16 protein-coding genes are annotated in these 20,429 nt (G+C 71.1%); 9 read left to right on the forward strand and 7 right to left on the reverse strand.

Annotated features, from left to right (window positions below; translation table 11 throughout):
* Nucleotides 1-58: 58 nt before the first annotated feature.
* Nucleotides 59-1,333: an ABC transporter ATP-binding protein gene (locus ACQP1V_RS16510; protein ID WP_433423753.1), complete on the reverse strand. Its 1,275-nt coding sequence runs from the start codon at nucleotides 1,331-1,333 to the stop codon at nucleotides 59-61.
* A gap of 620 nt (nucleotides 1,334-1,953) precedes the next feature.
* On the opposite strand from ACQP1V_RS16510, the gene ACQP1V_RS16515 reads away from it, so the two are divergent.
* From ACQP1V_RS16515 to ACQP1V_RS16540, 6 genes are all read left to right on the forward strand, one after another.
* Nucleotides 1,954-3,243: an extracellular solute-binding protein gene (locus tag ACQP1V_RS16515; protein WP_387411347.1), complete on the forward strand. Its 1,290-nt coding sequence runs from the start codon at nucleotides 1,954-1,956 to the stop codon at nucleotides 3,241-3,243.
* A gap of 355 nt (nucleotides 3,244-3,598) precedes the next feature.
* Nucleotides 3,599-4,264, forward strand: a complete 666-nt coding sequence (locus ACQP1V_RS16520) for a carbohydrate ABC transporter permease (RefSeq protein ID WP_433423756.1) — start codon at nucleotides 3,599-3,601, stop codon at nucleotides 4,262-4,264.
* Nucleotides 4,261-5,127 (forward strand): sugar ABC transporter permease, encoded by an 867-nt coding sequence (locus tag ACQP1V_RS16525; protein ID WP_387411350.1) that lies wholly within the window; start codon nucleotides 4,261-4,263, stop codon nucleotides 5,125-5,127. Before ACQP1V_RS16520 ends, ACQP1V_RS16525 begins: the two co-directional genes overlap by 4 nt.
* Before the next feature lie 30 nt (nucleotides 5,128-5,157).
* Complete coding sequence (locus ACQP1V_RS16530; RefSeq protein ID WP_433423760.1) at nucleotides 5,158-6,786, forward strand: glycoside hydrolase family 13 protein; 1,629 nt, start codon at nucleotides 5,158-5,160, stop codon at nucleotides 6,784-6,786.
* A gap of 10 nt (nucleotides 6,787-6,796) precedes the next feature.
* Nucleotides 6,797-7,819 carry a LacI family DNA-binding transcriptional regulator gene (locus ACQP1V_RS16535; RefSeq protein WP_387411353.1) on the forward strand — a complete coding sequence of 341 codons (1,023 nt, stop codon included), beginning with the start codon at nucleotides 6,797-6,799 and terminating at the stop codon, nucleotides 7,817-7,819.
* Nucleotides 7,820-7,854: 35 nt separating this feature from the next.
* Nucleotides 7,855-8,790 (forward strand): carbohydrate kinase family protein, encoded by a 936-nt coding sequence (locus ACQP1V_RS16540; protein ID WP_084258844.1) that lies wholly within the window; start codon nucleotides 7,855-7,857, stop codon nucleotides 8,788-8,790.
* A 114-nt stretch (nucleotides 8,791-8,904) separates the two neighbouring features.
* Here the strand turns inward: ACQP1V_RS16540 and eda are convergent, their stop codons facing one another.
* Genes eda through zwf form a run of 4 tightly spaced genes read right to left on the reverse strand, consistent with a single transcriptional unit; the run spans nucleotide 8,905 to nucleotide 14,075 of the window.
* A complete protein-coding gene (gene eda, locus ACQP1V_RS16545) occupies nucleotides 8,905-9,516 on the reverse strand; it encodes a bifunctional 4-hydroxy-2-oxoglutarate aldolase/2-dehydro-3-deoxy-phosphogluconate aldolase (RefSeq protein WP_084258845.1) in 612 nt (203 codons plus the stop codon).
* Nucleotides 9,517-9,559: 43 nt separating this feature from the next.
* Nucleotides 9,560-10,537 carry a glucokinase gene (locus ACQP1V_RS16550; RefSeq protein WP_433423764.1) on the reverse strand — a complete coding sequence of 326 codons (978 nt, stop codon included), beginning with the start codon at nucleotides 10,535-10,537 and terminating at the stop codon, nucleotides 9,560-9,562.
* Nucleotides 10,537-12,426, reverse strand: a complete 1,890-nt coding sequence (edd, locus tag ACQP1V_RS16555) for a phosphogluconate dehydratase (protein WP_433423767.1) — start codon at nucleotides 12,424-12,426, stop codon at nucleotides 10,537-10,539. Before edd ends, ACQP1V_RS16550 begins: the two co-directional genes overlap by 1 nt.
* On the reverse strand, nucleotides 12,423-14,075 hold the full coding sequence (gene zwf / locus ACQP1V_RS16560) for a glucose-6-phosphate dehydrogenase (RefSeq protein ID WP_433423770.1): 1,653 nt from the start codon (nucleotides 14,073-14,075) through the stop codon (nucleotides 12,423-12,425). The genes edd and zwf overlap by 4 nt, the downstream gene beginning before the upstream one ends.
* 142 nt (nucleotides 14,076-14,217) lie before the next feature.
* Between zwf and ACQP1V_RS16565 the strand changes: the two genes are divergently transcribed.
* A complete protein-coding gene (locus tag ACQP1V_RS16565; protein ID WP_433423774.1) occupies nucleotides 14,218-15,372 on the forward strand; it encodes an ROK family protein in 1,155 nt (384 codons plus the stop codon).
* A 113-nt stretch (nucleotides 15,373-15,485) separates the two neighbouring features.
* Here the strand turns inward: ACQP1V_RS16565 and ACQP1V_RS16570 are convergent, their stop codons facing one another.
* A complete protein-coding gene (locus tag ACQP1V_RS16570) occupies nucleotides 15,486-16,292 on the reverse strand; it encodes a DUF2470 domain-containing protein (RefSeq protein WP_433423777.1) in 807 nt (268 codons plus the stop codon).
* Nucleotides 16,293-16,354: 62 nt separating this feature from the next.
* Between ACQP1V_RS16570 and rpsD the strand changes: the two genes are divergently transcribed.
* Together rpsD and ACQP1V_RS16580 are read left to right on the forward strand one after the other, a co-directional pair.
* Entirely contained in the window at nucleotides 16,355-16,969 is a 615-nt protein-coding gene (gene rpsD / locus ACQP1V_RS16575; protein ID WP_433425857.1) for a 30S ribosomal protein S4, read from the forward strand.
* 489 nt (nucleotides 16,970-17,458) lie between these two features.
* Nucleotides 17,459-18,247 (forward strand): ion transporter, encoded by a 789-nt coding sequence (locus ACQP1V_RS16580; RefSeq protein WP_433423780.1) that lies wholly within the window; start codon nucleotides 17,459-17,461, stop codon nucleotides 18,245-18,247.
* A gap of 64 nt (nucleotides 18,248-18,311) precedes the next feature.
* Here ACQP1V_RS16580 and ACQP1V_RS16585 read toward each other — a convergent pair whose 3' ends face one another.
* Entirely contained in the window at nucleotides 18,312-19,967 is a 1,656-nt protein-coding gene (locus ACQP1V_RS16585; protein ID WP_433423783.1) for a DUF222 domain-containing protein, read from the reverse strand.
* Nucleotides 19,968-20,429: the final 462 nt, after the last annotated feature.

Raw genomic sequence — 20,429 nt, forward strand, 5'->3', positions numbered from 1 at the left:
GACGCGAGGGACTGAGCGAAGGGGCGCCGGCCGGGCCGGGGGAGCCCGGCCCGGGGCGTCACCGCCGGGGCGGGTCGATCCGGCTCCCGGCCTGGGTGAACAGCATGAGCCGGGACACGTCCACCGCCACCCGGCCGTGCTCGCCCGCCCGCCAGACGGGCCGCCCGCCGAGCCGTACGATCAGGTCCGCCCTGCGGTGGGTGCCGCCGATCGACGGCGCGGGCGTGTGGTCGGCTTCGCCGTCCCCGGCGCCCCAGAGGCGGCGCACCATGGACCGGGCGCGGCCGCCGCCTCCGCCGTTCGCGTACGCGTTGTGCCGCGGGTCGGGCGGCTCGGGCACGGTGACCGAGGGGATCCCGGCCTCCAGGTACGCGAGCCACTCGTGGCCGTGGTACTCCAGGGTCCGGACCCGGCCGAAGAAGCTGGGCCCCTCGGTCATCTCGGGGACCGGTGTCAGGGTGTCCGGGCGGATGCCCACGATGATCTGCGAGCCGGTGTGCTGGGACACCGCGTAGGCGCGTGGATCGCTCCACGGCATCGTGATCTGGTGCGGGCCGAAGTCGAGCAGGACGAACTGGTTCTGCGGGGTGCGCACCGTCGCGGCGAGCAGGTTGAGCTGCTGCGAGCTGAGGAACGCGGCGGTGAACGCGGTGGCCGGGTCGTTGTAGACCTGCGCCGGCGTGCCGATGTCCTGCAGCACGCCCCGGTTCATGATGGCGATCCGGTCGGCCAGGGTGAGCGCCTCGACCTGGTCGTGCGTGACGTACACGGTGGTGACCCCGAGCGCGCGCACCAGCGACGAGATCTCCATGCGCAGCTCGGTGCGCATGCCCGCGTCCAGGTTGGACAGCGGCTCGTCCATGAGGAACAGGGACGGCCGGCGGACGATCGCGCGCCCCATCGCGACCCGCTGGCGCTGGCCGCCGGAGAGCGTGGCCGGCCGCCGGTCGAGGGTCTCGTCGATGTGGAGGGCGCGGGAGAGCTCGACCACCCGCTCCCGGGTCATGCCGGGGTCGGCCTTGGCGATCTCCAGCGGGAAGGAGATGTTGCCGCGGACGGTCCGGTGGGGATAGAGGGCGCCGTTCTGGAAGACCATGGCCACGTCGCGGTCCCGGGGCGCGAGGTGGTTGGCGAGCTTCCCGCCCAGCCACAGGTCGCCGGATGTGATCTCCTCCAGCCCCGCGACCATGCGCAGCAGCGTGGACTTGCCGCATCCGGAGGGGCCGAGGAGCACGAGCAGCTCGCCTTTTTCCGCCCGCAGGTTCATCCGGTCGACGGCGAGGAAACCGCCGGGATAAACCTTCGTCACATTGTCGAGGATCACCGCACTCATGACGGCACCCCGGCCGGCCGCCCGTTGACGCATCCGCACGGGCAACACTTGTCGAATCGCTCGCCGCGTTCGCTCATGTGGAGACTCGCTTCTCCTCGGGCACCGGTGCCCTGACCCCGGATATCGGTGTGATTGATGAGGTAGTACATCGCGTCTGGCCACGCGTGTCCATACATGTCCGTGAGAAAAACGGCACCTCCTCGTTACCCACTGGTAGCGGATTGTTCCCGCATTAGCGGTAAATAGCCAGGTATATGCCGAGAATCGACAGATGTCGGTTACTTAGAGAAAGACCGAACTGTCGTTTCCGGCGACCCGGGGGCGGGGAAACGGTCGTGCACCATTCCTCAGCCGCCGCTCGCGCCACCTCCCTCTCCCGTCATACATGTCCCTTTTGTGGTGCGTTGCGGCTCGGCTCCTTCGTACTCTCCGCGCCGGGGCGAAAGGTCGGATGATCGGCGCTACTCCGCCGGTCAAGCGGCATATGTAACGAATTTGCAGAAACTTTCTGCAACGGGTTTCATGTCCGTTCACATCGCTGTTACGTTCCGGCGTACACCCGGCGTGCCGGCTTCCCCACCGCGACGCCGTTCCCCCCTGAGCCATGAGGAGTGCACAACATGCGGCGAGTCATCTCGGCCGCGGCGGCTGCCGCGGCCCTCGCTCTCGCGGTGTCCGCCTGCGGGAGCAGCGACTCCGGCGACGCGGCGCCCGCCAAGTCCGCCGTCGCCGACCCCGCGCAGATCAGTGGAGAGATCACCTGGTGGGACACCACCCGCCCGGACAGTGAGGGCCCGACCTTCCAGAAGCTCATCAAGGAGTTCGAGGCCGCGTACCCGAAGATCAAGGTCAAGTACGTCAACGTCCCGTCGGACCAGGCGCAGGGCCAGTTCCAGACCGCGGCGCAGTCGGGCACCGGGGCTCCTGACGTGATCCGCTCCGAGGTCGCGTGGACCTCGCAGTTCGCGTCCCTCGGTTACCTGCAGCCGCTGGACGGCACGCGCGCGGTGGACAACGAGAGCGACTACCTGGCCGGCCCGCTGAGCAGCACCAAGTACAACGACAAGACGTACGCGGTCCCGCAGGTCACCGACACCCTGGCGTTGCTGTACAACAAGCGGATCCTCAAGGAGGCGGGGTACGAGGAGGCGCCCAAGACGCTCGAGGAGCTGAAGAAGGTCGCCCTCGACGTCAAGGCCAAGACCGGGGCGAACGGCCTGGCGCTGAACGTGGACTCCTACTTCCTGCTGCCGTTCATCTACGGCGAGGGCGGCGACCTCCTCGACGTGCCGAACAAGAAGATCGTCGTCAACTCGCCGCAGAACGCGAAGGCGATGGCGGACGTCACCGACCTGGTCGCCTCGGGGGCGGCGGCCAAGCCCGCGCTTCAGGACAGCTATGCGAACGCGATGACCGCGCTGAAGGACGGCAAGGCCGCGATGATCTACAACGGTCCGTGGGCGCTGTCGGAGGTCTACCAGGGCAAGGAGTTCAAGGACAAGACCAACCTCGGCATCGCGCCGGTCCCGGCCGGGTCGGTCAAGGCGGGCGCGCCGACCGGCGGCTGGAACCTGGCGATCTACGCCGGCTCCAAGAACATCGACGCGTCGTACGAGTTCGTGCGCTTCATGAGCTCGGCCTCCTCCCTCGCCACCGTCTCCGGTGATCTCGGCCTGCTGCCCACCCGGGCGTCGAGCTTCCAGGACCCGAAGGTGCAGGCCAACCCCGACGTGGCGGTCTTCAAGCCGATCCTCGACACCGCGGTCGGCCGTCCCTGGATCCCGGAGGGCGGCCAGCTCTTCCAGCCGCTCCTCGAGGGCTACCAGGCGCTGCTCGCCGGCACCAAGCCGGAGGACATGCTCAAGCAGGTCGACGAGCAGTACCACGGCATCATGAAGGACTGGAGCTGACCCGTGGCCGCCTCGACCGGACCCGTCCCTGAGACGGCCGGGGGCCCGGACCGGGCGGAGGGCGCCGGACGCGCCCCCGCCCGGCGCGGGGCCGAGCCGGGCCGGATCCGCCTGGCCCTGACCCGGCACTGGTACGCCTGGGCGATGACCACCCCGGTGATCGTCGTCGTCGGCGTGCTGGTCGGCTGGCCGCTGGCCCGCGGGGTGTACCTGTCCCTGACCGACGCCACCGAGGCCAACGTCGGCCGCACCATCGGCGTCAACGTCATCCCGGCCACCTACAAGTTCGTCGGCCTGGACAACTACCCTGTCCATCCTGTCCAGCGGGCTGTTCTGGGAGCGGCTCGGCTGGACCGTGGTGTGGACCGCCGTCTGCGTCGGCCTCCACTACGGCATCGGCCTCGCCCTGGCGATGATGCTGCACCGCAAGGTCCGCGGCCGCTCCGTCTACCGCGTGCTGCTGATCCTGCCCTGGGCCATCCCCGGCTTCGTCTCCGCCTTCATCTGGCGCTACCTGTTCAACAGCGACTTCGGCGTCATCAACGCGATGCTCAAGGCGTCCGGCTTCGGCGCCGTCGGCTGGCTCGACGACCCCTTCACCGCCAAGATCGCGGTCATCGCGGTCAACGTCTGGCTCGGCGTGCCGTTCATGATGGTCGCCCTGCTGGGCGGCCTGCAGTCCATCCCGGCCGAGCTGTACGAGGCGGCCGAGGTGGACGGCGCCACCCCCTGGCAGCGCTTCCGCCACATCACCGTCCCCGGGCTGCGCTCGGTGTCCAGCACCGTCGTGCTGCTCGGCACGATCTGGACGTTCAACATGTTCCCGATCATCTACCTCATCACCAAGGGCGGGCCGGGCCACTCCAGCGAGATCCTGGTGACCTACGCCTTCCGTGAGGCCTTCACCGGGGTGCGCGACTACTCCGGCTCGGCCACCTGGGGCGTGCTCATCCTCGCCCTGCTCGTCGTCCTGGCCACGGTCTACCGCCGCGCGCTGCGCCGGCAGGGGGAGGTCTGGTGAGCACCGTCACGGCGACCCCGAAGGCACGCTCCCGCGGCGGACGCGGACCGCTGGCGTCGATCCTGTTGCACGGCGCGCTGATCACGGCGTCGCTGATCTCGCTCTTCCCCGTGGTCTGGCTGGTGCTGACCTCGCTCAAGCCCCGCGACGGCTGGCTGTCGTCCGAGCTGGAGATCTTCAACCAGCCGTCCCTGGACAACTACGCCCGGGTGCTGGGCGAGACCGAGTTCCCGACCTGGCTGCTCAACTCGGTGCTGGCCGCCGCGCTGACCACCGTGCTCGGCGTGTTCGTCGCCTCCACCACCGGATACGCGATCAGCCGGTTCCGCTTCCCCGGCCACCGCGGCGTTATGTGGCTGCTTCTGGTCACCCAGATGTTCCCCGTGGCCATCCTGATCGTGCCGCTGTACAACCTCATGGCCGGGCTCGGGCTGCTCAACCAGATCCCCGGCCTGGTCATCGCCTACCTCACCGTGGCCGTGCCGTTCTGCGCGTGGATGATGAAGAGCTACTTCGACACCATCCCGCGGGAAATCGACCAGGCGGGAATGGTGGACGGTTTGACGCCGTTTGGCACGTTTTGGCGGGTCGTGCTCCCGCTGGCCCGCCCGAGCCTGGCGGTGACCGCGTTCTACTCCTTCATGACCGCCTGGGGCGAGGTCGCCTACGCCACGGTGTTCATGTCCCAGGAGGAGAAGCGCACCCTCGGCGTGGGCCTCCAGCAGTTCGTCGGGCAGCACTGGTCCGACTGGGGTCTGCTCACCGCCTCGGCCGTGCTGATCGCGATCCCCGCGGCGGCCGTCTTCCTACTCGTCCAACGGCATCTCGTGACCGGCCTCACCGCGGGTGCCACCAAGTCGTGATCGCATGATTCGCAAGATCGGGGGAACCCAATGACCGAGCTCGTCGAGGACGCCGCCGTGGCGGACACCGCCACCCGCTGGTGGCGCGACGCCGTGATCTACCAGGTGTATGTCCGCAGCTTCGCGGACGGCAACGGCGACGGCGTCGGCGACCTGCTCGGCGTGCGCAGCCGGCTGCGCTACCTGGCGGAGCTGGGCGTGGACGCCATCTGGCTCACGCCGTTCTTCACCTCGCCGATGGCCGACTTCGGGTACGACGTGGCCGACTACCGCGACGTGGACCCGATCTTCGGCTCCCTCGCGGACGCCAAGGCCCTGCTCGACGACGCGCACCGCCACGGTCTGAAGGTGATCGTGGACGTGGTGCCGAACCACACCTCCGACCGGCACGCCTGGTTCCAGGAGGCGCTGGCCGCGGGACCGGGCAGTCCCGAGCGTGCGCGCTACATCTTCCGCGAGGGACGCGGCCCGCGCGGCGAGTTGCCGCCCAACGACTGGGAGTCCATCTTCGGCGGCCCGGCCTGGACCCGGCTGCCCGACGGGCAGTGGTACCTCCACCTGTTCGCCCCCGAGCAGCCCGACCTGAACTGGGAGCACCCCGAGGTCCACGCCGAGTTCGCCGACATCCTCCGCTTCTGGCTCGACCTCGGCGTGGACGGCTTCCGCGTCGACGTCGCCCACGGCATGGTCAAGGCCGACGGCCTGCCCGACGTCGGCCACAGCGACCAGGTGCGGCTGATCGGCACGGACATCGTCCCGTTCTTCGACCAGGACGGCGTCCACGAGATCCACCGCGCCTGGCGCCGGATCCTTGACTCCTACGAAGGGGAGCGGATCGGCGTCGCCGAGGCGTGGGCGCCCTCGCCGGAGCGGCTGGCCAACTACGTCCGGCCGGACGAGCTGCACCAGGCGTTCAACTTCCACTTCCTGACCACGCCGTGGGACGCGGCCGCGTTCCGTGAGGTGATCGCGGTCTCGCTGGAGACCGTGACGCTCGTCGGCGCGCCCTCCACCTGGGTGCTGTCCAACCACGACGTGAAGCGGCACGTCACCCGGTACGGCGGGGGCGAGATCGGGCTGCGCCGGGCGCGGGCGGCCACCCTGCTCATGCTCGCGCTGCCCGGCTCGGCCTACCTCTACCAGGGCGAGGAGCTCGGCCTGCCCGAGGTGCTCGACCTGCCCGAGGAGTACCTCCAGGATCCGCAGCGGCTGCGCGACCCCGACAGCGGCCGGGACGGCTGCCGCGTGCCCATGCCGTGGACGGCCACCGACGAGCCGCCCTTCGGCTTCGCCCCTCCCGGCATCTACGAGAGCTGGCTGCCGGTGCCCCCGGCCTGGCGCGGCCTGAGCGTCGAGGCCCAGCTCCGGGACGCGGCGTCCACGCTCAGCCTGTACCGGTCCGCGCTGCGGATCCGGCGGGAGCACCCGGCGCTCGGCGACGGCGCGATCTCCTGGCTGGACTCCCCGGCCGGCACCCTCGCCTTCACCCGCGGCGGCGGCTTCGCCTGTCTGATCAACATGACCGCGGAGTGGGTCGAGGTAGAGCGTCCCCTCGGCGCGGCCGGGCCGCTCCTCGCGAGCGCCGACCCCGTGACCTCCGGCGAACGCGTCCTGCTGGCCCCCGACTCCACCACGTGGTGGACTCTCGAAAATGTCTAAAGTTGTGCCCATGACCAACGCGCGGCTCGCCGACATCGCGGCTCAGGCAGGTGTCAGCGAAGCGACGGTGAGCCGGGTGCTCAACGGCAAGGCGGGGGTCGCCTCGGCGACCCGGCAGGCCGTGCTCACCGCGCTCGACCTGGTGGGGTACGAGCGTCCGCAGCGGCTGCGCCAGCGCAGCAACGGTCTGATCGGCCTGGTGATCCCCGAGCTGGGCAACCCGATCTTCCCCGCGTTCGCGCAGGCGGTGGAGAAGGCCCTGACCCAGCACGGGTACACCCCGATCCTGTGCACGCAGGAGCCCGGCGGCGCCCCCGAGGACGAGTTCACCGAGATGCTGCTCGACCGGGGCGTCTCGGGCATCGTGTTCGTCTCCGGGCTGCACGCCGACACCACCGCCCGGATGGACCGGTACAGCCGGCTCACCGACCGCGGCCTGCCGATCGTGCTCGTGGACGGCTACAACGAGGGCATCGACGCCCCGTTCATCTCGCCGGACGACCGGCTCGCCGCCCGCCTGGCCGTCCAGCACCTGGTCGATCTCGGGCACGAGCGCATCGGGCTCGCGCTCGGCCAGCGGCGCTTCGTCCCGGTGATCCGCAAGATCGAGGGGTTCCGCCAGGCGATGGCGCAGCTTCTCGGGCTCGGCGACGTGGACGACCTGATCCAGCACTCGCTGTTCTCCGTCGAGGGCGGGCAGGCCGCCGCGTCCGCGCTGATCGAGCGCGGCTGCACCGGTATCGTCTGCGCGAGCGACCTGATGGCCCTCGGCGCGATCCGCGCCGCGCGCGAGCGCGGCCTGGCCGTACCGGCGGACGTCTCGGTGGTCGGGTTCGACGACTCGCCGCTGATGGCGTTCACCGACCCGCCCCTCACCACGGTGCGCAAGCCGATCGGCGCGATGGCCTCCGCCGCCGTCGAGACCCTGCTCGAGGAGATCGGCGGCACGCCCGCCAAGCACCTGGAGCTCGTCTTCCGGCCCGAGCTCGTCGTGCGCGGCTCCACCAGCTCGGGCCCCCTGGTCAACCGCTGACCCCGCGCCACGGCGCGGCGTACCCCGGAGGTCACGTGACAACGATCCGGCACGACGTGGTCGTGCTCGGCGGCACCGGCGTGGACACCACCGTCTACGTGCCCGAGCTGCCCCTGCCGTACCGGGACACCTACCACGTGCCGCCGGTGCTCGACCGGATCGGCAACACGGGCTCCGGCGTCGCCCTCGGATGCCGGGCGCTCGGACTGCGGGTGACGCTGGTGGACCTGATCGGCGCGGACCCGCAGGGCCGGCTGGTCCGCGACCACCTCACCGCCCGCGGCGTCGACCTCGCCTGGGCGCCGTCCCGCGCGGGCACGATCCGCAGCGTCCTGCTGGTCACGCCGGACGGCCGCCGCCTCTCGCTGCACGACCCGCGCGCGACGCCGGGGGAGCGGCTGCCCCGCGACCTCTACCTGCCCGCCGTACGCGCGGCCCGGCACGTCCACGTCTCCATCGTCGGCTCCTGCCGGCACGTCTTCCCCGACATCCCGGACGGCGTGACCACCTCCACCGACCTGCACGACTGGGACGGGACGAACCCCCACCACGAGGACTTCGCGTACGCCTCGGACGTGGTCTTCATGTCGGCGGCGGCGCTCGGCGACCGCAGGGACGCGGTCATGCGGGCCATCATGAGCCGGGGGCGGGCCTCGCTCGTCGTCTGCACGGACGGCGCCGACGGCTGCCACGTCCTCGCGGCGGAGTGGGACGGCGTCCGGCATTTCCCGGCGCAGCCGCTGCCCGGGCCCGCGGCCGACAGCAACGGCGCGGGCGACGCGTTCGTCTCCGGCGTGCTCTACGGCCGCCTGCGCGGTCTCCCCCTGGAGGAGTGCGTACGGCTCGGCGCCCTCGCCGGGGCGCACGCCTGCACCGCCGCCGGCACCCACGAGGACCCGATCACCCTCGCCGCGCTCCTGGAGCGGGCAGGGGAGGGCGGGCAGAAGAGTGGGCTCGTGACCAACGGGTGAGGAGGTCACGAGCCCGGGTTCCATGAACGTGTTCACCGGGTTTCGGTCACGAACATGGCCGTCAGCTTCGCCGAGGGAGGATGGCTCGGCTGACGAGGTTCTGGGGCCGCTCGGTCAGCGCAGCGCGGACGCCTCGAGGGCGAGCTTCTCAATGTGGCCGTAGTCCCCGGCGGCCAGCGCGTCGGCCGGGGTGAGCCAGGTGCCGCCGACGCACCCGACGTTCGGCAGTGCGAGGTAGGCGGGCGCGGTCGCCGGCTTGATCCCGCCGGTAGGGCAGAACCGCACGTCGGCGAGCGGGCCGGACAGCGCCTTGAGGTAGGGGACGCCGCCCGCGACCTCGGCCGGGAAGAACTTCATCTCCGTGATGCCGCGCTCGCGGACCGCCATGGCCTCCGACGCGGTGGCCACGCCGGGCAGGAACGGCACGCCGCCGTCGACCAGGGCGTCCAGGAGCGACGGGGTGGTGCCGGGAGAGACGAGGAAGCGCGAGCCGGCCGCGACCGCCGCCGCGATGTCGCCCGCCGAGCGCACCGTGCCCGCGCCGACCACCGCGTCCGGCACCTCGTCCGCGATCCGCCGGATCGCGTCGAGCGCGGCGTCCGTGCGCAGGGTGACCTCGATGACCGGAAGCCCGCCCGCGACGAGCGCGCGGGCCAGCGGTACCGCGGCCGCGGCGTCGTCCACGACGACGACCGGCACGACGGGCGCAAGATCGAGCAGACTCATAGATTCCTCCAAGCGCGAAGGTAACATTCGCGCCGATACTCGGTCATACCAGCTCAACATTACTTGCCCGCTGGGCGAGCCAGGCGGCGGCACCGACCAGAGCGGGCTGCTCCGCCACGATCAGCGACGTGGCGATCCCGGAGATGTAGCCGGACAGCGCGGGCACGGTCATCTCGAACCGCGCCCGGAACGTGCTCGCCCTGGCCCGTTCGACGATGCGCGGCAGCACCCCGCCACCCAGGTAGACGCCGCCGCGCGCGCCCAGGGTCAGGGCCACGTTCCCGGCGAAGCCGCCGAGCAGCGCGAGGAAGACCTCCACGGTCTCCACCGCGAGCGGATCGTCCGACGCGACGATCTCGGACGCGGTCACCGCCTCCGGCGCGACGCCGCGCACCATCGACAGCCCGCGATGGAGCCGGGGCAGCCCGGTGCCGGACAGCAGGTGCTCGGCGTCCACGTACGGCACGCCGTCCGCTCGCAGCGCCCGCACGATGTCGATCTCCAGGTCGGTGATGGCCGGGACGGCGGTGTGGCCGCCCTCCCCGGGCACGGCGATCCATCCGGACTCGGCGGGGACCAGCCCGGCCACCCCGAGCCCGGTCCCCGGCCCCAGCACCGCGCGCACCTTGCGCACCGTCCCGTCCGTCGGCTCGGGCCCGCCGAGGGACGTCAGGTCGTCCGCGCCCAGGTGCGGCAGCGAGATCGCCAGGGCCTCGAAGTCGTTGAGCAGCTCCACGTACGGGATGCCCAGCGCGGACACCGACCCCGCCCAGTCCGCGTTGGTCAGCGCGTACCGGTCGTCCTGCACCGGCCCGGCGATCGCCAGGCACGCCGCCTCCGGCCGCACTCCGCCCCCATGCCGATCGAGATAGGCGGCTACGGCATCCGGCAGGCTCGGGTGCTCCGCGACGCGCAGGACGGCGACGCTCTCAAGCTCGCCCCCCGGCCGGGTCACCAGGCCGAAGCGCGCGTTCGTGCCGCCGACGTCGGCGACCAGCCACGGCGTCGCCGGGGCCGTCATCAGCGGCTCCCCGCGTCGACGGCACGTCCGGACCCGACTCCCATGACGCCGCGGGCCGCGCCGAACACGCTCGCGCCCCGCTCCGCCGGTCCGACCGTACGGCGGAACGCCTGGAACAGCTCCCGGCCGGTCCCGGCCCACCGGGCGTCGGAGAGCGGCGCGCCCTCGGGGGTGCGGCCGGACAGGTCGGCCAGGACGGTCAGCGTCCCCGCCGCGGAGTCCAGCCGGATCACGTCGCCGTCCCGGACCAGGGCGATCGGCCCGCCGTGGGCCGCCTCGGGGGACAGGTGGATCGCCGCCGGCACCTTCCCGGAGGCGCCCGACATGCGGCCGTCGGTCACGATTGCCACCTTCTGCCCCCGATCCAGCAGGACCGCGAGCGGAGGCGTGAGCTTGTGCAGCTCCGGCATCCCGTTGGCGCTCGGCCCCTGGTAGCGGACGACCGCCACGAAGTCCTGGCCGTCGAGCTCGCCCGCCTCGAACGCGCGCAGCAGGTCGAGTTGGTCGTCGAACACCCGGGCCGGCGCCTCGATGACCAGGTGCTCCGGCTTGACCGCCGACACCTTGGACACCGCGCGGCCGAGGTCGCCGTCCAGGATGTGGATGCCGCCGTCGGGCGAGAACGGCTCGGCGACCGGGCGCAGCACCTCCAGGTCGCCGCTGCCGGCCGTACGCTCCTCCCAGACCGGCGACCCGTCCTTGAGCGAGGGCGCCGAGCGGTACAGGTCGAGGCCCCGCCCCGCGACCGTGAGCACGTCGCCGTGGAGCAGGCCGGCGTCGAGCAGCTCGCCGATGAACACGGCCATGCCGCCCGCGGCCTGGAAGTGGTTCACGTCCGCCTGGCCGTTGGGGTACATCCGGGTCAGTAGCGGCACGACCTTGGACAGGTCAGCCAGATCGTCCCAGGTGAGGGTAATCCCGGCGGCGGCCGCCATGGCGACCAGGTGCAGCGTGTGGTTGGTCGAGCCGCCGGACGCCAGCAGCGCGACGCACGCGTTGACGATCGCCTTCTCGTCGACCACCTCGCCCAGCGGGGTGTACTCGTCGCCGTGCGCGCTGATCTCCACCGCGCGCCGCGCCGCCGCCTCGGTCAGCGCGTGCCGCAGCTCGGTGTGCGGGTTGACGAACGTCGCGCCGGGCAGGTGGAGGCCCATCACCTCGATGAGGAGCTGGTTGGAGTTCGCCGTGCCGTAGAAGGTGCAGGTGCCCGGCGAGTGGTACGACTTCGCCTCGGCGTCGAGCATCTCCAGCCGGGTGATCTTGCCCTCGGCGAACTCCTGCCGGCTGCGCGCCTTGATCTTGTTGGGCAGGCCCGAGCTCATCGGCCCGGCCGGCACGAAGATCGCGGGCAGATGCCCGAAGTGCAGCGCCCCGATGAGCAGCCCCGGCACGATCTTGTCGCAGACGCCGAGCAGCAGTGACGCGTCGAACATGTCGTGCGACAGCGCGATCGCGGTCGCCATGGCGATCACGTCCCGGCTGTAGAGCGACAGCTCCATGCCGGCCCGGCCCTGCGTGATGCCGTCGCACATGGCGGGCACGCCGCCCGCCACCTGGGCCACGCCACCCGCCGCCCGGACCGCCCGCTTCAGCTCCGGCGGGTACGTCTCGTACGGCTGGTGCGCCGACAGCATGTCGTTGTACGACGTGACGATGGCCACGCCCGGCTTCGCCGTACCGCGCAGGTCCGCCTTGTCGTCCGGCGCGGAGGCGGCGAAGCCGTGCGCGAGGTTGGCGCAGGCGAGCCGGCCGCGCGCCGGGCCGCGGTCGCGCAGCTCCCGCCCCGCGGCCGCGACCCGCTCCAGATAGGCCGTGCGCCCCTCACGGCTGCGTTCCCGGATCCTGTCGGTGACCGCCGAGACGACGGGGTCGATCGCGTGCGCGTTCACAAGTCCTCCTCGTGCCAGGTCCGGCCGCTGCGGGCCAGCAGTTCACGGGCGCCCGCCGGGCCGGCCGTCCCGGCGGGGTAGGGCTCGGGCAGGGCCGCGGAGCCCTCCCAGGTCTCGATGATCGGGTCGATCCAGCGCCAGGCGGCCTCGACCTCGTCGCGCCGCATGAACAGGGTCGGGTTGCCCGCCAGCACGTCCATGAGCAGCCGCTCGTACGCGTCGGGCACCCGGCTCTGGAACGTCTCGGCGAAGCTCAGGCTGAGCGGCACCGGCCGTAGCGCGACCTCACCCGCGCCCGGCTCCTTGGCCATGAGCAGGAGGTGGATCCCCTCGCTCGGCTGGAGCCGCAGGACCAGCCGGTTCGGCGTCGCCCCCGGGAAGATCGCGTGCGGGACGTCCTTGAACTGGACCACGATCTCCGACCGCCGGCTCGGCATCCGCTTGCCCGTGCGCAGGTAGAACGGCACGCCGGCCCAGCGCCAGTTCTTCACCTCGGCCCGGATCGCCGCGTACGTCTCGACCCGGCGCGAGATCTCGGTCGGCGGGGTGCTCGCGGGCTCGTCCAGGTAACTGGGGACGTCGTCGCCCGCCGCGTACTGCCCGCGCACGGTGAAGCGGTCCACCTCGGAGCCGACGATCGGGCGCAGCGACTGCAGCACCTTCACCTTCTCGTCCCGTATCGACTCGCGGTCGTTGCGCGACGGGGGCTCCATGGCGACCAGGCAGAGGAGCTGGAGCAGGTGGTTCTGCACCATGTCGCGCAGCGCGCCCGCGTGGTCGTAGTAGCCGCGACGGCCGGGCGTTCCCACGGTCTCGGCGACGGTGATCTGGACGTGGTCGATCCAGAGCGAGTTCCAGACCGGCTCCAGGAAGGCGTTGGCGAACCGGAGCACGAGCAGGTTCTGCACCGTCTCCTTGCCGAGGTAGTGGTCGATCCGGAAGATCTGCCGCTCGTCGAAGATGGCGCCGACCTCGTCGTTGATCGCCTGGGCGCTGGCCAGGTCACGGCCGAGCGGCTTCTCCAGTACGACCCGGGAGTGTGGCGTGACCAGCCCGGCCTCGTGCGCCTCCCGGCAGAACGGCCCGAAGGTCATGGGCGGGCTGGCCAGGTAGAAGACGCGGTCGCGGTCCTCGTAGCCGGCCAGCAGCCGGGACAGCGCGCCCCACCCGCTGCGGTCGGAGCCGCCAACGTCGACGGACACGTGGTGCAGCCTGCGGAGGAACCGCTGCCAGCCCTCGTCGTCCTCCCCCTCCGGGACCGGGCGCGCCTCGGCGTCGACCTTGCCCCGGAAGTCGGCGTCGGTGAGGCCGCCGCGCGACATGGCGATGATCCGCGTCTCGTCGGCCAGCCGGCCGTCGCGGTCGCAGTGGTAGAGGGCGGGGATGAGCTTCCGCATGGACAGGTCGCCGGTGCCGCCGAACACGATCAGGTCGGCCGCGTGCCGGGGCGTCGCGCCGGTGCCGATCTCGTCGACGGCCGAGAACGTCCCGGAGGCCGTACGGGCGGTCTCGGAGGCGGTCTCGGAGGCGGCCTCGGAAGCGGTCGTCGTGGCGCCGCCGAGCGGGCCGGATGGGGTCGATGGGGCGAGACCGCCGTCGGGCGCGACGATCTCCGGTGCCGACAGGGAATTGCGGGGGGACACAGACATCTTGCGGCTGCTGCTCCTGCGGGGGCTAAAGGGGACAAGTGGGACAGTAGCCGGAAGTTAGGCACTATATCAACCGAGTTTTGTAACTCCAGATGAATAAGTCGTTGTGCTTGGGTGCCTATATGTGCTTCACTTTTGCACGATGTCACGACTTGCTACTACCGGTGAAGTCCTCCAGCTCGTCCGGAGCGGGGAGGCGGTGACCCGTGCCGAGATCGGCCGCGTAACCGGGCTGTCCCGTCCCGCGGTGGCGCACCGGGTCGCCGAGCTGTTGCAACGCGGCCTGATCGTCGAGGACGCCGAAGGGCCCTCCACGGGCGGCAGACCGCCCGTCCGGCTGCGCTTCAACGCCGCCGGAGGCGTGGTCCCGGTCGCGTCGCTCGGCGCCCAGCGCACCCAGATCGCCGTATGCGACCTGGCGGGCGAGGCGCTGGCGCGCACGGACGTCGAGATCGACGTCGAGGAGGGGCCCGACGTGGTCCTCCCTCTCGTCATGGACACCTGGGAGAAGCTGCTCGACGGCAGGACCGACATCGTCGGCATCGGCCTGGGTGTCCCCGCCACCGTCGAGTTCGCCGCCGGGCGCACGGAGAGCGCCCGCGTCATGGCGAGCTGGACCGGGGTGATGATCCCGCCCATCATCGAGAGCAGGTTCCCCGTACCGGTCCTGGTCGACAACGACGTGAACGTCATCGCCATGGGCGAGCACCGCATGGCGTACGCATCAGAGATCGACGACCTGCTCTTCGTCAAGGTCTCCACGCGCATCGGCGCCGGGGTGATCTCCGGCGGTGGCATCCTCCGCGGCGCGCTCGGTGCGGCGGGCGAGATCGGCCACATCCCGGTCAGGGACGGCGGGGGAGTGCTCTGCCGCTGCGGCAACGTCGACTGCGTCGACTCGGTGGCCAGCGGCACCGCGATCCTGCGCGACTTGAGCGAGAAGGGCCGCGACGTGTCCTCGCTCGCCGACGTGACCGCGCTGGTCCGCGCGGGCGACGCCGAGACCATGGCCGTCGTACGGCAGGCGGGCCGCAGGCTCGGTGAGGTGATCGCCACGGCGGTGAACCTGCTCAACCCCGCCGTGGTCGTGCTGGGCGGCGACGTCGCCGAGATGTTCCAGCCGCTGGTGTCGGGCGTTCGCGAGATCGTCTACCAGAGGTCCACCCAGCTCGCCACCCGCAGCCTGCGCATCGAGCGCAGCCGCCTCGGCCCCGGCGCCGGCATCACCGGCTGCGCCCTCATGGTCATCGACCACATCCTGTCACCCGCGGCGATCGACGACACCCGCGCGTCCTGACCCCGGGAGCGCTTCCCGACGGGGGCGTACTGACGGTGCGGCATCTCGGCGGGGGCATGCCGCTCGCCACCCGGGATGTTCACCCCTGGCTCACCCGTGGCTCACCCCCCGGCTCACCCCTGGCGAGGGCACATGACGCAGCTCAGCGCGTGCTCCATCTCGGCGGCGTTCGCCGCCGGGGAGGGCCAGGGCAGCCGGATCAGCCGGTCGGGGGCCGACCACACCGTCGCGCCGTAGCGGTCCAGCTCCCACAGCCACACGTCGGCGCTCACCGGCTCCCCGAGCAGGTGCGCGATCGCGAGGGCGAGCTGCTCACGGTGCCACTCGTTGACATGGCGGAGGATCCGCTCGGCCGGGTCGAGGAACGGGTCCGGGGACGCGTCGAGGTAGTTGTCCGCGTCGAGCACCCCCGACTCCTGGCCGGTCAGGTAGACGACCTGGGCCACATCCACGCGGAGCAGGCGCGGGGCCGGTCCGGCGATCGGCGGCCCGGGAGCCGGCGGTGCCGCGGGCGATTCGGGAGCGCCCGTGGGCGTGGGAGGAACGCGCTGCTCCGCCGCGTCGACGGCGGCGAGGAGATCGTCATCGGGGCACCGATCCGCGATCGCCACCGCCGCGGCCCGCACCTCCCCGTCCGGCACGGCCTGCGCCCATCCCTGGATCTTCAGCAGCCCGCGTGGCCGGTCCCTCCCGCCCGTGTCGCGGGTCGCCACCAGGTCGACGGTCACCACGACCTCGTCGGCGATGCCGTACAGGTCCTCGCCGGGCTTGACGAGCACCACCGGGCGGCCCGCCGCGTCCACTCCGCCGCGCGCCGCGCCGGACAGGGGGGCACCGGCGACGGACACATGCGTGGGGACGGCCACGGCCGCAAGCGTGCGGATCCGCTCCGCGATCGGGGGAGCTTCCACGGGGTGCATAACCCTCCTTGCTAAGGTTAGGCTTGCCTTAATTAGGCTTACCTAACCACAGGAAGGTGAACGTGCGCTACACAGGTCCCAAGGTGCGGCTTTCCCGCCGGGCGGGCGTCCCGCTGACCCGCAAGGCGGTCCGGTACTTCGAGGCCCGGCCGTACCCGCCGGGCGAGCATGGGCGTAAGACGAGCCGTCGCAACGTGGGCGACTACGGCATTCGGCTCCTGGAGAAGCAGAAGCTGCGCTGGTACTACGACGTGTCCGAGAAGCAGCTCCGCCGCTACTGGGATCTCGCGCTGCGCCGCCCCGGGCGGTCCGGCGAGGAACTGGTCGTCATCCTCGAGACCCGGCTGGCGTCGCTCGTCCTGCGGGCGGGACTCGCCCCGTCTATCTACGCCGCTCGGCAATACGTCAGCCACGGGCACATCACCGTGGACGGCCGCAAGGTCGATATTCCGAGCTACCTGGTCAAACCCGGCCAGGTGATCGGCGTACGCGCCCGGTCGCGCGGGATGCAGCCCTTCGTGGCGGCCTCCGAGGGCGTGTACGCCGACGACCGGATCCCCGCATACCTGTCGGTCGATCACCAGGAGCTGCGCCTCACCCTCGTCTCCCAGCCCGTCCGTGAGCAGATAGCGGTTCCGGTAGACGAGCAGCTCGTCGTCGAGCACTACTCCCGTTGACCTGACCGCTCTTCCGCCGCCGAGCTGATCGCCTCAAGGGTTCGCGCCGACCTGAAGGGTTCGCGCCGGCCTGGTCGCCTTCAGGCGCTGCGTTGACTGATCGCCTTGAGGTGGTGCGCCGGCTTGATCGCCCCAGTTGGGGGGCCACGTCGGCCTGATCGCCGCCTAGGGTGGCGCGTCGGCTTGCTCGCCCCTTAGGGGCGCGTTGACCTGATCATCCCATAGGGGTCGCGTCGGCTTACTCTCGTGTCGGCGTGCTGGGGGAGTTCCTCGGCCGGAGCGTCGTGCCGAGGAAGCCCATAGCGCGAGGTGAGAGAGCCGGACCAGCTCGGCGGCGGCTTCTCCTCAGAACGCCCCGCCCGTCCCGGCGCGCCGTACGGCGGAGGCGCGCCGAAGGCGGTCGGCTACATATGGGCATGTCGATCACTCGTACCGGCCGTGTCCGTTATGCTCTCGGGCGATCTCGTGTCGTATCCCCCAGGAGCATGTGTGCGTGAGCGCGTCCGCCTAGTCATCGAGTCACGGCGGTTCCAGCAGGCGATCATCGGGGTCATCCTCATCAACGCGGCGACCCTGGGAATCGAGACCTCACCGTCCGCCGTCGCCCGTTACGGCGATCTGCTGCACATCGTGGATCACTGTGCGCTGTACGTCTTCGTGGTCGAGCTGCTGGCCAAGGCGTACGTGTACCGGCTGCGCTTCCTGCTCGATCCCTGGAACGTTTTCGACACGCTCATCATCGCCATCTCCTTCCTGCCGACGGCGAGCGGCCTGTCGGTGCTCCGTGCTCTGCGTGTGTTGCGAACGCTCCGGCTGATCTCCGTCGTACCGTCCCTGCGGCGGGTCGTCTCGGCGCTGCTCAACGCCGTACCGGGGATGGCGTCGATCGTGCTCCTCCTCGGGCTCGTGCTCTACGTGGCCGCCGTCATGGGCACCAAGCTCTACGGCACCGCCTCGCCCGAGTACTTCGGCGACTTGTCGAAGTCCCTCTTCTCGCTGTTCCAGGTGATGACCGGTGACGCCTGGTCCGACATCGCACGACCCCTCATGGATACGCATTCGTCGGCCTGGCTGTACTTCGTGGTTTTTGTGCTCATCTGCACGTTCGTGGTGCTGAACCTCTTCATCGCCGTAGTCGTCAGCGCGATGGAGGAGGAGAGCCGTGAAGAAGGCCGTAAAGGACGCCACGACGAGCAGGACGTGCTGAGTGAGGTGGCGGCCCTCCGTCAGGAGATCCAGAGCCTTCGGGAGCTCCTCGTCGAACGTGTCCCCTCCTGACGGCCGAGGGCCCGTGGACGCGACACTCTCGCCGCCCCGCTGACCCGTGGAGCCGAGGGAACGATCATCGCCCTCTTGGCCGCGGGCCGATGTAGGTGAAGCCCCAGCGGTTCTTGCCGACCTGGTGGAGCCGGTAGTGGGCGGGGTTGCGGTAGCGGTCGCGGTTGTGGAACTGGCAGGTGGGTCCGAGGTTGTCCAGGTCGGTGGTGCCGCCGTCGGACCAGTTGGTGATGTGGTCGATCTGGCACAGGTGGGCGGGCATGGGGCAGTGGTCGACCATGCATCGGGTGTAGCGGGTGAGGATGGTCCGGCGTTGTCGTCGGGTGGCGCGGCGGGCGGTGCGTCCGACGTCGAGGACGCAGCCGTCGGCGTCCATGACCAGGCGGGTGAGTCCGGAGGTCTGGGCGAGGCGGTGGATGTCGGTGACGGGCAGGAGCTGTCCGGTGGCCAGAAGCAGCCCGGGCAGTGTGCGTCCCGAGATGAGCCCGCCGGGCGTCGCCCAGTCCGCACCCCGCCCCCGCGCCTGTTCCTGTCCCGGTTCCTGTCCCGGTCCCCGCGCCTGTCCCTGGCCTTGTGCCTGTCCCGGTCCTTGTTTGCGCTGTTCGCCATCGCGAGCAGGCCGATCGCCTCGCCCGCCGTCGTCCTCGGGCTGCCGGGTCTGCTGCGGTTCCGGCTTGTGCCGCACGCCATCGTGAGCGCTGCCTTCCGGCGGGCCGGACGCGTGGGCTGACGAAGCGGCAGACGCCTCACCGCCCGAGAAGGAGGACGTTCCGGCCGGTGTGGAGTCGGACACCTCACTGCGCGAAGGGCCGGATGTCTTGGAACGCGCGGGGTCGGACCCCTCAGACCGCGTCGGGTCGGGAGTCTCGGCGGGCGAGCGGTCGGATGTCTTGGAGCGCGCGGGGTCGGACGCCTTCGGCCGCGAAGGCGCGGGCGTTCCCGCTGATGAGGATTCGGACGTCTCGCCCGGTGAGGAGGCGGGAGGGTCGTCGGGAAGGGACTCGGCGTTGATCAACACCAGCAACTCGGTACCGATCTGCTGCTCCAACAACGCGATCAACACATCCGCGTTCCGCACCCGCAGCGGCCGCTCATCCCCCGCCACCCTCGGCTTCGCATACGCATCCAACAACGCCCGCAACCGCGCCCCCGCCTCCCGAGGCAGCCGAAACTCCCCCTCCACCCCGCCCGAAGCGCTCTCCCGTACCAACAGGAACCGGCCCCGATAATCCGCCTCGCCGTCGTCGGCTTCCCCGTCCGGGTCCAGCACCGCACGCAGATACCGCCCCGCACGTGCGATCTCCGCAGGAGTTGCCTGGTCCGCCAGCCCGACCAGAATCGGCTCCGCCAACGCCGCCTGCTCATCCGTCAGCCGCGCGGTCGCCGAACAGATCGCCGTCACCGCACCCTCAGCCAGGCTCCCCTGCGCAAACCGCGCCCGCACGGTCGGCAGGCGGGCAAGCTCGGTCGCCAACGCCAGCACCCGGCCCGCCCCGGCCACACTCATCCCCGCCGCCCCCCGCAACCACGACCGCGTCGAGGCATGCCCAGCCCGCCTGGCCTCACCCGCGGCATGCACCCGCTCCACCCGCGCCGCGATCGCCGAGATCAGCCGGTCCCGCGCGAACAGCAGATCCTCCGCCTCCGCCAGACACACCCCCGGAGCGTCCGGCGCCACCCCCGCCGCCAACGCCGACGCGACCTGCCGGACCTGCGCCACCAACGGCCACGACGCCCGACCCGCGTGGGAAGAGTCGTCGCCAGGAGTGGGCCCTTCCTGCTCGGAGGTTCCATCCCCAGACTCGCCGCCGCCCGGCCCCTCAGTGGGCGGGAAGGTTTCATCCCCATCAGAATCCTCGCGGGAACGGCCGGCACCATCACGGCCCAACGCCCCCTCGGAAGTGGGGCCGGAAGCGGGAGACCCGGTGGAGCTCCATGGCTCACCTGTGAGCGGCATCTCCCTGTGGGAACCGTCGCCGCCCGGAACGTGTGGGAAAAGATCCCAGCCGTTGTCGGGGGCAAGGGCTGAACTGCCGTCCGATCCCCGGGATTTCGCTTTCGAGGTGATGTGCTCCCACCAGTCGGCATCACATGGACCAGGTGAAGGTGGGCGCTCATCTGGCGGCGAGAAAAACGCCGATGATCCAAAGGATTCCGGCACGCCCGCCTCCTCTCGGTCGCA

This window comes from Microtetraspora malaysiensis, from assembly GCF_050947145.1.
In the GTDB taxonomy this organism is placed as follows: domain Bacteria; phylum Actinomycetota; class Actinomycetes; order Streptosporangiales; family Streptosporangiaceae; genus Microtetraspora_A; species Microtetraspora_A malaysiensis.